Annotated in this window: 9 protein-coding genes and 1 pseudogene; all 10 read right to left on the bottom strand. The window is 52.8% G+C overall.

All coding sequences use genetic code 11. The features are described from left to right. Positions 1 to 503, bottom strand: a pseudogene (locus FH871_RS22200) (esterase); the annotation flags it as partial. 15 nt (positions 504 to 518) lie between these two features. Beyond that, a complete protein-coding gene (locus FH871_RS22195) occupies positions 519 to 1,679 on the bottom strand; it encodes an esterase (RefSeq protein WP_138993623.1) in 1,161 nt (386 codons plus the stop codon). Between the two features lie 35 nt (positions 1,680 to 1,714). Further along, a complete protein-coding gene (locus tag FH871_RS22190; protein WP_138993622.1) occupies positions 1,715 to 3,796 on the bottom strand; it encodes an alpha-L-fucosidase in 2,082 nt (693 codons plus the stop codon). Positions 3,797 to 3,865: 69 nt separating this feature from the next. After that, on the bottom strand, positions 3,866 to 4,723 hold the full coding sequence (locus FH871_RS22185; RefSeq protein ID WP_138993621.1) for a sialate O-acetylesterase: 858 nt from the start codon (positions 4,721 to 4,723) through the stop codon (positions 3,866 to 3,868). 7 nt (positions 4,724 to 4,730) lie between these two features. After that, positions 4,731 to 6,314: a glycoside hydrolase 43 family protein gene (locus FH871_RS22180; RefSeq protein WP_138993620.1), complete on the bottom strand. Its 1,584-nt coding sequence runs from the start codon at positions 6,312 to 6,314 to the stop codon at positions 4,731 to 4,733. 18 nt (positions 6,315 to 6,332) lie between these two features. After that, the gene (locus tag FH871_RS22175; RefSeq protein ID WP_138993619.1) at positions 6,333 to 8,021 is read right to left on the bottom strand and encodes a glycoside hydrolase family 43 protein; all 1,689 of its coding nucleotides are present in this window, start codon (positions 8,019 to 8,021) and stop codon (positions 6,333 to 6,335) included. 144 nt (positions 8,022 to 8,165) lie between these two features. Beyond that, positions 8,166 to 9,980, bottom strand: coding sequence for a RagB/SusD family nutrient uptake outer membrane protein (locus tag FH871_RS22170; RefSeq protein ID WP_138993618.1), 1,815 nt, complete (start codon positions 9,978 to 9,980; stop codon positions 8,166 to 8,168). A gap of 14 nt (positions 9,981 to 9,994) precedes the next feature. Then, complete coding sequence (locus FH871_RS22165; RefSeq protein WP_138993617.1) at positions 9,995 to 13,459, bottom strand: TonB-dependent receptor; 3,465 nt, start codon at positions 13,457 to 13,459, stop codon at positions 9,995 to 9,997. 247 nt (positions 13,460 to 13,706) lie between these two features. Next, positions 13,707 to 14,780 (bottom strand): FecR family protein, encoded by a 1,074-nt coding sequence (locus tag FH871_RS22160; RefSeq protein WP_138993616.1) that lies wholly within the window; start codon positions 14,778 to 14,780, stop codon positions 13,707 to 13,709. Between the two features lie 93 nt (positions 14,781 to 14,873). Next, positions 14,874 to 15,437, bottom strand: coding sequence for an RNA polymerase sigma factor (locus FH871_RS22155; RefSeq protein ID WP_138993615.1), 564 nt, complete (start codon positions 15,435 to 15,437; stop codon positions 14,874 to 14,876). Positions 15,438 to 15,530: the final 93 nt, after the last annotated feature.

Here is a 15,530-nt window from a genome sequence, read left to right as displayed (position 1 = left end):
TACAAAACCGGGTATCTGGTTTTGCCGTTCGGATTGAAACCGGGCGGGGTGTATACCAGCAATTGCCGGGTCGTCCCCAGCGTGCCGGATTTGTAGTAGCGATAACTGACTTTCCCGTGCGGTACGTTCTGGAGTGAATGAATCAGCGGCTGATCGCCGGGCACATCGACAATACTGCGCTTAAAGCGTTCGTTGGCAAAGATGTACGTATTGTTCGGATCGGCCATCTCCACACTATCCACCCGAAAACTGTACGGATAGATGTCCGGTTTGACGGGCGGCACCGTCACGCTCCAGATGCCCGACGTATCTTTCGTCAGGGCGACCGGTGCCTTCAGAAACTCGCCGTTCAGGGTCACTTTCTGCGCTTTTTTGGAAAAATACCGGAAGGTAATGCTGTGGTCGGGATGCACATCGGGCGAACTGATGGACGGTGGCCGCTGGGCAATTACCACAATAGTCGACAAAAGAAAAGCCTGGAGGAGATAGATACTACGTTTCATGGGATCGGGCGGGTCTTATTGGAAAAGTAAAGGCGTGGTTTCGGCTACGTACTTTTTGACGTTCATCCAGGTATGACCGCCGTCGGTAATCAGGCTTTTGAAGACCACGTTTTTCGCCTTCAGGTAGTCCATAAATTCGACGGTGCCTTTATACAGAAAATCGTCGCTGCCTACACTCACCCAGAACAGTTTCAACTGCTTGTTGGTAGTTTCCGGATTGCCGCCGATGTGCGGAAAGTTCTGGTCCATTTCGGCGGGCGACAGGTACGAGCTGTAGCTGCACACCCACGCAAATTTGTCCAGGTTGCTGAATGCCGTGCGGAGCGTTTGCCCACCCCCGCGCGAAAAACCGCCGATGGCCCGGTTTTCCCGATTCGCCACTGTCCGGTAATGTTTCTCGACATACGGAATGACCTTGCTCACCAGATCGGTCGCAAAATCGTTGGCCCGTTTGACCGCATCGGCCCCGTCCCGAACCGTCGGATCGGCGGGTTTGGTGCCCCCTTTCTGCTCAGCGGCCCGGGCCGCCATATTGCCATACGGCATGACAATGATCATCGGTTTGGCTTTGCCCTCCGCAATCAGATTGTCCAGAATCAGATTCGTTTTGCCCACTTTGAAGAAGGTTTCTTCCGTATCCGTCGTGCCGCTGATGAGGTAGAAAACCGGGTATTTTTTCGATGGATTCTGGTCGTAGCCCGGTGGCGTATACACCACCAGCGAGCCGGTTGTGCCTTCCAGCGACGGGTAATATTCGTAGTTGATGGAACCGTGTGGCACGTCGCGCAGGGCGTGAATCAGGGGCATATCGCCGGGAATATCCACCAGACTGGCTTTAAACCGCTCGTTCGGGAAAAACGCGACGTTGGCGGGGTCCATGACGGTAATACCATCCACCTGAAAGCTGTACGGGTAGATATCGGGTTTGATGGGCTCCGTTGTTACGCTCCAGATGCCTTGGGCATCTTTGGACATTTCAACGGGTGCTTTCAAAAACTGCCCGCTCAACTTAACCTCTTTGGCGGTCGGAGATAAGTACCGGAACGTGACGGTTTTGTCGGCGTTCACCTGGGGCGATACCACCAGCGGGCCGCGTGGCGGCTGGGCATTCACCACGCTGCACAGGCAGAGTACTGCCCAGAGAAGCCACAAACGACTGATTATTACCTGCTTCATGGTTTATTAAGATTTAGGAATCGATTTTACTTTTATCATTGGGTAAGGATGTCAATTTCGGCATAGCCCGATGCCGAACCTTCCTGCGTATTTTTCAAGGCCCGTAATTTGATATACCGGGCTTTGGTGGGTTCAAACGGTTTGGTTTGCCAGACCGGACTGTTTTTAATGTTTGAAAACTCCCCCTCGCTGACCCGTTTCCACGTGACGTTATCGGCAGACACCTCAAATTGATACTGGGTGATGATGCTGGCTTCTTCCCACCAGTTTTGGGCGGGCAGATACCGGAAACCGGTCAGATTTTCTTCTTTCCCCAAATCAATGACCAAATCCGCTGGCATTGGTTGGCTTTTGGGTTGTTGCCAGGACGTATGGGGGTTGCCATCCAAAACCTGATCCGCCGGTTTGGCCGCCGTATTCAGGATTTTCCAGCCGTTGCGGGCGATGTCAAATTTCTCTTCGCTGACGATGCTGCTTTGTTTCGTGAACGGATTGTAGGCGATGGCCTTCAGGTCTACTTTGCCGGTGCCGGTTTTTACGGGAGTTGTGTAGCGGTTGGCGGTTGCCGTGGGTGTGCTGCCGTCGAGGGTATAATACAATTCGGATTCGGTATCGCCCGCCTTGATGTGCAGATCGCCGGCCTGGTCACGCATGACGATGGGGGGCGTTAGAATCAGCGGGGCTTTGTAGACCTCCAGATTTGAAATCAACGGGCAACCTTTGGCATCCAGAATCGTCAGCCGCAGTTGCGTGGCTTCGACGGTCGGAAACCGGAGAATGCGTTTATAACCGATGGTCGTTTCTTTGGCTAGTTCTTTCCAGTTTCCATCGACAAAAGCCTCCACGGTAAATGATTTGACCCGTTGCCCCAGCCGAATGGGTTCCTGCACCAGAAACCGGTTGAAAGCCGTGGGCTTCGCAAACCGGAGCGTCAGCGATGCGTTTCGAACGGCATCGTCCGTGGCCCAATAGCTTTCCGGATCGGCATCGATGGCTTTACTGGCGTCGTAAACCGGTTTCTTTCCGCGTACCTGTGAGGCCGTTGCCCGGGCATTTTTGGCCAGATTGACGGCGAACGCTTCTTTGGTGGCTTTGGCAAATTCCTGCACGGCTTTTTCGTCCTTTTCGTGAATCAAACCGTTGGGCATGATCGGAAAATTGAGCAGCAACGTCCCGTTCCGACCAATGGAGTTGTAATAAAGATCCATCAGTTGGGGCAAAGTTTTTACCTTTTTGTCTTCGCGCTCGTGGTAAAACCATTCGGGACGAATCGACGTGTTTACTTCACCCGGCACCCACGTATCCCCATTCTCGACGCCGTGACGCAGCATTTGTTCCGGCACATCGCCGGTCGCATTCAGTAAACTCCAGTTGGTTTCGCCCACATACCCGGCTTCGGTGCCGACCCAGCGCAGGTCGGCCCGGTCGCCCCCGTCGTTCCAGATGACCATCTTGGGCTGGAGTTTGCGCACCAGTTTGTAGGTATTTGGCCAGTCGTAATACGTTTTGGAATCGATTTTACGGGTTTCATTCGCTCCCCCGTAATAACCGGAACCGCCATTGGCACCGTCGAACCAGACTTCAAAAATGTCGCCGTAGTTGGTCAGCAGTTCCTGCAACTGGTTGCGGAAGTAGGTGATGTATGCGGGCCGGCCATATTCGGCATAGTTGCGGTCCCAGGGCGACAGATACACCCCGAATTTCAAACCGTATTCTTTGCAGGCATCGGCCAGTTCCCGCACGATGTCGGCCTTCCCATTTCGCCAGGGCACATTTTTCACGGAATATTCGGTGTATTGGGAAGGCCATAGGCAAAAACCGCTGTGGTGTTTGGCCGTAAAAATGATGCCTTTCATACCGGCCTCTTTGCAAATCCGGGCCCATTGCCGGCAATCCAGTTGGGTCGGGTTAAACAACTTGGGGTCTTCGTTGCCGAGGCCCCAGGCCATATCGGTATAGGTGTTGATCGAAAAATGGATGAACGCGTAGTATTCCATTTTTTGCCAGCGCAACTGGTTTTCGCTGGGGAGCGGGCCAACGGGTTGGGGCGGTGTTGGCTGGGCAAATCCCGTCTGGTGGAACAGCAGGATTAACCCGATCGCAAAAAGTTTTTGCATCTTTTTTTTTAAGTGGATGCAAGCATCCGATTTTGAACAGCCTGGGCGCATCGCTACAGTAGGTAAGTTTCAATCCACCGAAGGTACACGATAGCCCTGTATGGCAAGCATTTTTACTGCGTAACGTTTTCCCAGTTCTCGATAGCCAGCGGCATCAAAGTGCAGGTTATCCGCCGAATCGGTACAACCCGCCGATGAAATGACGTGCGCGTTTTTGATGGTTTGCGGGAGCGTCGCAATGATCTTGTTCATACTCGCACAAATGCCGCCCTGATCGGCGTTGACGGTTTCTCCGGCCAGTAGCGGCACTTTTTTCGGTTTCAGATTCAGGTCATGCATCAGGTTATCGTAGACCACCTTGACCTTTTGGGTCCACAAGGTGTCGTTGGTATTCGACTCGCCCTGGTGCAGCAGAATGCCTTTGATGACGCCGTCTTTCTGCGCCCGTTTCGCCATCTCGACCAGCCGGGCGTAGGGGTTTCCGTCATATTCTTTGATGAAGTTTTTCATCCAGCTCGGCACCGTCGTGACGTACGATTCGTAATGGTCTTTGTCGAACAACTCGATTTTACAGCCCCCCACGGCCACATTGATGACGCCCACCCGGACCTTTTCGGGCAGATTGGCAACCAGTTCCCGACCAAAATAATCGGCGGGGGTCAGGCCGGTCCGGCACCGGCACAAAGGCGGAACGGCGGTATACCAATTTCCTTTGGTTCGGTTGAGACCGGGACAATCGACGGCTTCCATCACCTGAAAACGGGGGTTCACATGAACCGTATCCTGCGGTTCGATTTTGGCGTTGCCCTCCATATTGGATTGCCCAAAACAGAGGTAAATATGGAAGTTGGGGTCCTGCGCCGAAGCGTTGAATCTCCACAGCAGAAAGCCAAGAAGAAGCGTAATGGCAGAAAAAGTCTTTTTCATAACGGGTTTAGTTTCGGGAGGATTGCGAAATTTTGTCTTCAATCCGGAAATAATCAAAGTCGGCAAAACCGCCCGTCTGCTGCGTGGCATAGTTGAACAAACCAAACCGGTACCCCATAAAATGCGGGATGGTGTAGGGCATTTTCAGCCGCTCACCGATGGATTGCCACGATTTTCCGTCCAGACTATAAAAGAACTGAGCGGTGTCGGCCCGGTCTTTAAAATTGCACTCTGCTTTTAAATAGACGGTTTTTTGCGCCAGCGGAACCCGCTGAATGTCAATCGATTTTCCGGAACCCGCGCTCAGCATGACGATGAAATTTTGCCCGTTTTCCCGTTTGACACCCACCAGACCGTAGTTTTTCTGTAACAGACTCAGCCCGGCAAAATCTCCGTTCTTCAGGTTGGCCACGTCGAGCAACGTTGATCCGGTACATGCCGGGCCGATGGTCCGCTGCGTCAGGGTGTTTCGGGCCAGTACAAACGAGGTGTCGATGCGACCGGTTTTCAGCCGCAGAAAGCCTTTCCGTTCCGTAACCGACCAGAGCTGGTTGTCGGGATTGTGATTCCACTGCCAGACCAGCGGCAGCGCAGAATCTCCTTTTTTCCGCGTGAATTCGTCCGAAGCCACAATGCCCGGAATCAGGCCTTTGCTGGCAGGCAAATCGAGCGTTTCGGGTACTTTGCCATTAACGCCCAAAACCGGCCAGCCGTCTTCCCACGTCACCGGAACCAGATACGGAATGCGCCCGACTCCGCCAGAATCCCGGAAAAGATAAGCGTACCATTTCCCATCCGGCGTATCGATCAAACCGCCCTGCGCCACACCCAAATCCTGCAAACCGATTCGACCTTCCCACGGCCCCGTGATCTTGTCGGCGCGGTGAATCACCACGGTTCGCATGCCGCCCCGCGGCCACGTAATGTTGAACAGGTAGTATTTGCCCTTCACCTTGAACAATTGCGAACCTTCGGCGGGCAACCCTCCGCCGGTGCCGGATGGCGTACTTGCGTTCTCAATCAGGACCTGTTCGGCGCTGCCGGGCCTCACGCCGGAGGCATCGGCAGTCAGTTCAACCAACCGGAGTTTGCCCGCACCGTAGATAAGGTACACCCGACCGTCGTCATCAAAAAACAGGGTATTATCGTGGTAGGACGGTTTAAATGAAGTCTCTTTCCACGGCCCTTTTTCGATATTTTTGGTCGTAAAAACATGGGTTTTGCCGGTGGTTTGGGCAAAAGTGGTCACGTAGTACGTGCCGTTGTGGTAGCGCAGGCTGCTGGCCCACGACCCTCGTCCGTAGGTGCTTTTGCCGTTGGTCAGGTTCAACGCATCCACATTCGCCAGCGTATCATACGCATACCCAACCAATTGCCAGTTTACCAGGTCTTTCGATTTCATGAGTGGCAAACCCGGACTCAGGTGCATCGTGGTGCTGCTCATGTAATAGGTATCGCCCACCCGGATCATGGACAAGTCGGGCACATCGGCAAAGATCACCGGGTTTTGGGCGGTTTGGGCTTCCGAAGCGAATACCGCACAAAACAGGGTAACCACCCCAACAACCGCCTGAAAAACCGTCCTTTTCATCTTAATGTATTCATTCGATTACTTAAACATCGGATCATCCCCTGCATATTTCAGGTACTGGAACGAAGCGGTATTCGTGCTGGCGTCCCCCGACGACGTCGCGTACATCCCATACAAACAGCCGATAAAGCTACCCGCTGCTTTGGTACTCAGGAATTTAGCGTCCACCTTGTCCTGAAGAAGTTTCCAGTTTTTAGCATCGGTGGAATACTGAAAATGATAAGTATCCCCCTGCGACGCGATACGCAGACCCACTTTCCCGGTTTTTCCGGTCAGCGGCACTTCGGTCAGCAGTTCCATTTCCTTGGATCGCGGTATACTTTTATAGAGTTGCAGCACGTCTTTGTCCTGCGATTTGGATTTACACAGAAAGTAGAAATGGCCCTCATCCTGAAGAATGATCAGCCCGGCTTTTTCTTTTTCTGATGTTGGGGTGAAGTCCAGTTCGGTTTCGGCCGTACTGAACAGGTGCTGCTGGCGCTTTCCGATGAACGCCGGATTGCCCAACTCCATGACGGTTTCGGGCTTGAGTTTCAGCGTCATTCCCTGTTTTTTAGACAGCGAATACCAGCTTTTATCGAGGGTTCGCATAAACAGCAGCGCCGGGTCCAGTGCCTTGTCAAAAGTAAGCGTATACGCAAAATTACCCGATTGGGGCAACGCGTCTTTCTGTTTAACCTCTTTGTAAGTAACCGGATAAGTGTATGAAATTGCCTTCTCGCCATGCTCGATCATGGGCCAGTCGTTTGACCAGGTGACGGGCGCAATGAACGTTTCACGGCCGGTGTTGTAATAATCGCCTTCGTAGGGCCGTACGGCCAGAAAAATGCAATACATCTTGCCATCGGGTCCATCCACAAACTGTGCATGACCCGCCGACGTAATGGCGTATTTCCGGTCGGCTGGCAACTCCCGTTGCGTCAGGATCGGATTGCCTTCAAAAGGCACATACGGCCCCCAGACCTCTTTGCTCCGCAAGATCACTTCGGAATGGTTGACCGACGTACCGCCCTCAGCCGCGTAGAGGTAATACCAGCCATTCCGCTTCATAATGTGGGGGGCTTCGATCCAGACCGGTTTTTTAGACAGATCCACCCCACCGTTAACCAGTTGTTTTTCTTCCCCGACAACTTTTAAATTCTGGTAATCGAACTCATACATCCGGATGGTCCGGTGTCCCGAATACAACGGTTTGTTGCCAGGCGCATCGCTGTTGTATAAAATATAGGCTTTGTCAGCCGCTTCGTCAAAGTAAATGGACGGATCAATCCCCCTTACCTGCGGGATTTTAACCGGATCGCTCCAGGGACCAGCCGGATTTTTGGCCGTCACCACGAAATTGCCATCGTGGTCTATGTCGGTGCAGGTGAGGTAGTACGTGCCTTTGTAGTAACTGATGGCGGGAGCAAACAAGCCCCGTGTCAACCGTTCGCCCATGAAATCCATCTGAGTAGGGCGGTCGATGACATTCCCGATTTGCTTCCAGTTTTTTAAATCCTTGCTGTGAAAAACCGGAATGCCGGGAAAATAGGAAAACGTCGAGTGGACCAGATAGTAGTCGGTGCCAACCTGCACGATGCTCGGGTCCGGGTAAAAACCGGTCAGGATGGGGTTGACCAGGGTGGTGGTCTGGGCAAAAATGAGTTGACTCAAAAAAATACCAAGTGCCAGCAAAGCACCCGGCAGAACGTTTTTCATCTTTTTCATAGCAATCTTAAAATCAATAGCCAGGTGGCTGGGCTGCAAAAGCAGTGTGTTCTTCCGGCGTGGGTGGTTTATCGTAACGCTAAAGAGACGTAAGAGGTCAAAAGCCTCTTACGTCTACGCAATTTATCTACCAACTTTTCTTACTTAATAACCCGGATTCTGCGGGAATTTCGGCCCTTCCACCACCCGGTCGATTTGCGACTGGGGAATGGGTCTGAGCATGTGAAAATCCTGAATATTGGCAGCCGCTTCCGGATTCCAGGCTTTCACGCGTCGCACCAGCGAACGGGTCCGAACCAGATCATGCCACCGTTGCCATTCGCCGAAGAGTTCGCGGGTTCGTTCGTCCAGAATAAAGTCAACCGTTACGTCGGCCGGTGTAACCGTCATGGCCGTTACAGCGGCCGCATTCTGAGCCGCCGTGTTGGTTTTCCGGAAAGCCGCGCGTTGCCGAACCGTATTCAGCATTGCAGCCGCTTTCGTCGCATCGCCCGCTTTCAGGTAGGCTTCGGCCCCGGTCAGGTATACATCCGCAAAGCGGTACAGCACACAGGGTCGGGTCGACGGATCGTTGAAGTTGGCACCCCGGCTGGGGTCCATGAATTTTTTCAAAGCCGGGAAAATGCCGTTATCCCACAAACTAGGCGGTACGACCAGCCCTTTGAAAGGCCGTGTACCGATGAATTGTGGCGCACCTTCTACCTCAAAGTCGGGCAACCAAACGGCCGTATCTGCCCCTACGACGGTGGTGTAGCTGATGCCCCGCTTGTTGTTGGCGGCCGTAGCGGTGTTCGTAACGGCGGTATTGGAAATGTAAACCGTATAGAAGGAATTGATAAACCGTGAATCGACCGTCCGGTTCGTAAACGCCTGATCCAGAAAGTAGTTCTTACCGGCATTGGGGCCTGAAGGCCATTTGTAGCTGTTTGGGCGCATCCGGGTATAAGGCCGTCCATACTGCGAATCCCGGATCATCAACGAGGTTCCGCTGTTCACGTAGGCGCCTGCAGCACTTTTGTAGGAGTTGATGCCGCTGTTGTTGGGATAATTCCAGTTGGTAAACCAGGGCGTCAGATTTTGAGCAGCACCACCACCAGCGGCTCCTCCAACCTGATAGTAGCCAAATTTCGGGTCGAGTACGTGATCGCTGACAAACATGGTTTCTTTGCCATAATCGTTGGCCGGTACAAACGCATCGCCGTAATCCTGCCATAGATCCAGACCGTAGGTTGCTTTATTGGCAATGATGTCCGCACAAATGGTTGCCGCCTGCGTAAAATCAGCCGCTGTATTGTTGAGCCAGCCACGGGTTAGATATGCTTTGGCCAACAGGAGCTGCGCCACCGGCTTGGTAGCGGCTTTTCCCAAAAACGGGGCGGTCGGCTGGTTGGGCAGATCCGTGGCTGCTTCGGTTAGATCCTTGATAATCAACTCATACACCTGCGCCACCGGCTGGCGGGAAGCAGCCTGTGAGGGGACCGTAATAAATTCGGTACTGAGCGGAACATCGCCCCAGGTCTGCACCAGATAAAAGTACCAGAACGCCCGCAGAAACTTCGCCTGTGCCAGGTACTGCTTGCGGGTAGCCTCCGGCAGATCGATCGTCTGGCCGTATTTAAGTACACCGTTCAGCGTGTTGATGTCCTGAAAAGCAACGCCCCAGGCCGAACCGAAGTTACTGCTGTTCAACCCATTATACGTATAGGGCGGAACGCCCCCGCTGCTGGCTCCCTGCAAAAACTCATCCGTACCGGCCTGCATTTCGACCGTAAACCCTTCGGTGCCCCACTGGCCCCGGATGTCGTTGTAGACACCGGCAATCCCGCCTAATACCCCCGACGGCGTGTTGAAGTAGGAAGGAACGATCTGTGATTGTGGATTCTCTTCTAATATTTTTTCGCAACCCGTGTTGAGCAACGCTGTTAGGCCAATGATGGACCAGAATTTTATCGTTTTCATGGTTCTATCCAAGATTAGAATTTAAAATTTACCCCCAGCGTGAATTGCCGTACGGGCGGGTTGTTCAGGTTGACAGAAATCTGACGCTCCGGCGTACCGCGTTCGCTGGCACCCTGCGGGTTCAGGGTCGACTGACCGCTGGCATAACTGTTTCCTTCCGGATCGACGGCCAGTTTGTCTTTCACCAAGGGCGAATACAGGATCAGCGGATTGGTGGCGTTGAAATACACCCGGGCGGAGTTCATGCCGATTTTCCGGATCAACTGACTGGAAAAGGTATAGCCCAGGTTGATACTTCTGACTTTAATGAACGATCCGTCGTAGTAGCCCAGCGTAGAACCAAAATAGGCGACGGCGCTACCGGCATCCGGTGCGGGGAAGGCATTGGTCGGGTTGGTTTCGGTCCAGTAATCGGTTTTCACCTGATTGACCCGGCCCTGGTTGAAGAACGCAAAACCGCCCGAACCCGTGGAATTACCCGTCAGATACGGTACGATCACTTTCATTCCCATCCGGGCAAAGGTTACGACCGACAGATCAAAGTTTTTGAAGCTGAACCGGTTGGTGATACCGCCTTCCCAGGTGGGCTGGAAATTGCCCAGAATCTGCCGGTCAGATGCATCGATCTTCCCATCGCCATTCAAATCTTCCACCCGGATCTGGCCGGGAAACTGTGTGGGTGAAGTCTGTTTGGCCAGCGTGCCGTTTTCTTTGTCCGAGGTCTGCCAGATGCCGATTTTTTTGTAGTCAAAAATGACCGAAAGCGGTTGGCCCACAAACCAGCCTGCTCCTAAATTGGCGAGTTCGGTCGGCGTTGTAAGCTGCGTAATTTTCTCGCGGTTGAAGAAATACGTCACATCGGCGCTCCAGTTGAAGCCTTTCGGGTTCCTGAAAATCTCAAACGTCAGCGCGGTTTCCAGTCCCCGGCCTTCCGTGCGTCCCAGGTTTTTCAGGGTCGAACCGGCTCCGTTGCTCGGTGGCAGCGGAACAGACAGCAGAATGTTTTTCGTTTGCTGGTGATACCAATCGACTGAACCCGTAATGCGGTTATTCAGGAAGCCAAAGTCAACACCGATATCCACCTGCGAGGTCGACTGCCAACCCAGACCGGTCGCTGGCAGACTGGTAACCGTGTAGGCCAACTGCTGGCCGGCGGTTCCCGTTCCGAAATTGTAATAACCGGCCGACAACGCACCCAGCGTCGCATAGGCTCCCACGTTTCGATTTCCGGACAGACCCCAGCTTCCCCGTAGTTTCAGGTTCGAAATGAACGGGGCTCCTTTCATAAAGCCTTCCTCGATAATATTCCAGCCAGCGCCAATCGCCGGATAGTTAAAATACTGGTTACCAGGCGATAAGGTAGAAGAGCCATCCCGTCTCAACGTCAGGGTCAACAGATAGCGGTCATTGTAGCTGTAATTCACCCGACCCATGTAGGAAAGCAGACCGGTTTCGGAAAATGAATTCCCGAAGTCCGAGTTGGCAACCGGTGTTCCGGACGCCAGCGAGAAATTAGACGTCTTGATGTAATCAGCCGGAACCCCGGTGATTGTAAACCGACTGCCCAGTGAGTGGTTTTTCGTAATTTCATACAGCCCGGTAACGCCTACTTTATGTTTGCCAAACGTCTTGTCATAGTACAGCAGGTGCTGGAGGTTAATGTCCCAGTACTCGGTATTACTGATTTCAGCATTGGACGACGACTGAACCGTAGCGCTGTTAAAATACGTCAGCGGACCATTATAGCCATTGTAGTTCGACTGGCTGAAGTTCAACCCGGCATTCATCCGGTACCGCAGGCCGGGCAAGATAGCCACCTCGGCGTATAAGCTGTTAAACGTCCGTAAGGCCCGCGTACGGCCCAGATACGAATCTTTCTTGGTCAGAATCGTTAAAGGGCTAACGCCAGCGGCATCGATGGAGCCTTCGGCCGGAAACAGGTTGACCGAACCGTCGGCATTGTAAGGTGCAGCCAGTGGCGTTTGCCGCACCAAACCACCCGGAATACCACCACCACCCGGTGTGTTGGTGTAGGTCAGTGTATTCAGGGTGTTCAACCCAATCTTGATCCGCTTGCCAATGCGCTGGTCGACCGTCGCCCGGATGGTGTAACGTTCAAACTTTTGGCTGGGAATGATGCCGGTTTCATTGAAATAACCCAGACCCAGCGAATACTGCGTGTTTTCAACCCCGCCGACCATGCTCAACTGGTGGTTGGTGTTGAAACCGGGTCGGTAAATTAAATCCTGCCAGTCGGTGGAAACACCGGCGGCCAGGGCATCTTTTTCCTTCTGGGTCAGCGGATAAGCGGTTGTGCCGGGGCTGGTGCGGTTGTATTTGGTCGCATCGTCTTTAAACCGGGCATATTCCGGTCCATTCATGACGTTGAATTTGCCCATGATGTTGGTCACCCCATGATAGCCATCGTAGCTGAATACCGGTTTTCCGACTTTACCCCGTTTGGTGGTAATCAGAATGACGCCCCCCGATCCCCGCGACCCGTAAATGGCCGTTGCCGAAGCATCTTTCAGAATTTCGAGACTGGCGATGTCATCGGGGTTGATGTCATTGAGTCCGCCGAAGGGGATTCCATCGACCACCACCAGCGGGCCATCGAGCCCGTCGCTCGACCCGGAACTCGTCGTCAGCGTTCGGTTTCCCCGAATCCGGATTTGTCCCTGAGCACCCGGCGTAGAACCGTTGCTAATGATGGAAACCCCGGCAGCCCGGCCTTTCAACTGGTTCACCAGGTTGGGAGCCGGAACCTCTTTCAGCGTGGTTTCATTGACCGAAACCACCGAACCCGTCACATCGTGTTTCCGCTGAACGCCATAGCCCACCACCACCACCTCCTCCAGCGTTTTATCATCTGCAGCCAAAGCGACATTGACAACCGTTTGGCTCCCCACAGTTACTTCCTTGGTGGTATAACCGATGTAGGAAAAAATGAGAACCGTCCCATTGGCCGACGGCACCGAAAGCCGGTAATCACCATTGCCGTCGGTGGTGGTGCCCCGGGTAGCCGACTTGATCTGAATCGTTACACCCGGCAGCCCTTCCCCGTTTTCAGCCGTGACCTTCCCCGTGATTTGTACATCCTGAACGGTCTCAACGGCGTTCACATCGGAAAGTTTGCCCTGGAGCGGTCCGGGTGGCGTCGACATTCTTTTGAGTACAATTTGCTGATTGACGATCTCGTAGCTGACATTCAGTGGCGTAAGGATCTGGTTTAGAACCACATGAAGCTGCTCATTCTTAGCCTGGTAAGAGATTTTTCGTTTGGATTGGATAATCTCCCGGCTGAACAGAAACTGCACATCAGCCTGTTCTTCGATGCGTTTGATCACGGTCTCGACGTCCTGATTTTTGGCGGAGAGACTGATTCGTCGGTTCAGGATTTCCTGGCCCCGCACATCGAACGCCACGCTGATGTGAATGAAGGCGAGCGCAAGCAATAGTTGTAGGCTTGAAAATTTCATAATCCTGACCCAAGCATTGCGGTTTATAGAATAGGAATGCATAAGTTTGCGTGCTTTGTTGTTCTTCAATTAGTTAGGAATGGCAAAAGTGTTCCCGACCCCTCACCTAAAGGGATAATGTGTGGTGGAACGCACATGATTTGGGAAGCGTACAGGCGATGGTGTTGGAAGCACTGTCGCCTATTTCTGGCAGGAAAGAGATGGGTTTCTAGTTCATGTTACCTGGCTTTGGTTAAGAGTTAAAAAATCAATTACAACCCTGGCTGTGGATGACCACCTGATTGTCTACCAGTTCAAAGGTAGAAGCCGTCGTTAGGCAGATGAGCCGCACTTTTTCAAGGAAAGGCACATCATTGAGTTGTCCGGTAAAGGTGCAGTTTTTCAGCAGGCTCCGGTCATAGTGAATGGGCATGTGGTAACTCGCTTCCAACTGATCAAAGATCTCCGTAACGGGCGTGTAATTGAACGCGAATGGTTGAGCCAACGGGGCGGATGGTGGTTCTTTCTCCAAAAAGTGTTCGTGCCGGACCAACTTCTCCGCACTGGCATTCAGCCGAAGTTCTTCGTTTACCGTCAGCAGGACGGTTTTGCCCGGCGATTTAACGGAAGAAACCGCAACTTTACCCGTTTTCACTTTGACAAACGCCGTGGACTCTTTGTCAAAAGACCGTACCTGAAAACAGGTCCCCAGCACTTTGGTCGTTAGATTGGACGTGTAAACGATAAACGGTTTAGCCGGATTTTTGGCCACTTCAAAGAAACCTTCACCCTGAAGATACACTTCCCGAACCGCCGGATGTGTTTGTTTGCGAAACCGGATCTGGCTATCGGGCGACAGCAGAACCGAGGAATTATCGGGCAACACAACCACCAGCGACTGCTCCGTACCATTCTTCACCAGTTTCCAGTCATCCCCACTTGCCTGCTGTTTTTCCTGCCTGCCAACCACGCGGCCTGTCTGAAAGACGGGTTGATCCAATTGCCACCAGACCAGCAACATCACCACGGCCGCTGCGGTTGCCCAGCGCCCCCAGCGTCCACGAAAGAGCGGTTTGATAGCCGGGGAAGCGTCCGGCAATTGATCCAGAATTTCGTCCGCTTTCTCTTTCGCCTGCTTCCGCGAAGGCACAGCGGTTTTGCCCTGAATGGCCAGAAAAGTAGCCACGGCCTGCTCGTAGAGTTCCCGTTTATCCGGATTCTGAGCCAGCCACTCCCGCCAAAAAGCCTGATCTTCCGGTCGTTTTTCCAGCATCCAGCGCCGGAAAGCGTCGCTTTCCAGGAAATCCTCAACGGTCGAAAAACGTTCGAAAGGAAGGTACATTGGTACTATTCGGCTGTTTTTATTGATAGTATGAAGACTTGGCGCGTTGATACCCTTCTCAAAGCGAATTTTTTTGAGAAAAAATACAAAATCTCACGGCCATAGCTGGACAAACCACCGGCTCCGGAGTTTGCCGAGTGCTTTTTGCAAAAAATTGGAGACCGATTGCCGGTTTACGTGCATCACTTCGGCAATCTCGGGGATGGATAAGTTCTCGTAGTAGCGCAGATACAGGGCCTCCCGTTCACGGGCAGGTAGGGTAGCCAGTTGATCCTGAATGGTCTTTGTCATACCAGCCAGTGATTCCTGACGGATCAATAAAGTTTCGGAATCAACTTCGTCAATTCCGGAGTTGTCCCAATCCAACTCTTCGAATTTCCAGCGTTTCTGAACCCGTAAATACTGAAGGATGTGGTTCCGGAGGGCCTTCAATAAATAGTGCCTGATACAGCCCGTCTCATTGATCTGCAAGCGGTTTTGCCAGAGTTGCAGAAAAAGCTCCTGAATACAGTCTTCAACCACGGCTTCATCCACCATAAATTTCAGCCCATAGTGTTTCAGCGCGCCATAATAGCACTCGACCAACCGGCCCAAGGCCTGTTTTTCTCCCTCACGAAAGGATTGCCATAACGCTTGATCCTGGGCCTGAGAAGTCATGGAGCTTACTGAAATAAAGACTGATAAAGCAAAAATGAGTACGGGTTAGCTGAATCGTACGGTGGCGGCCTCACCCGTATCACGTGTCAAATT

This window comes from Larkinella sp. C7, from assembly GCF_006149005.1.
GTDB lineage: Bacteria > Bacteroidota > Bacteroidia > Cytophagales > Spirosomataceae > Larkinella.
This window is presented reverse-complemented; position numbering and strand designations above follow the sequence as displayed.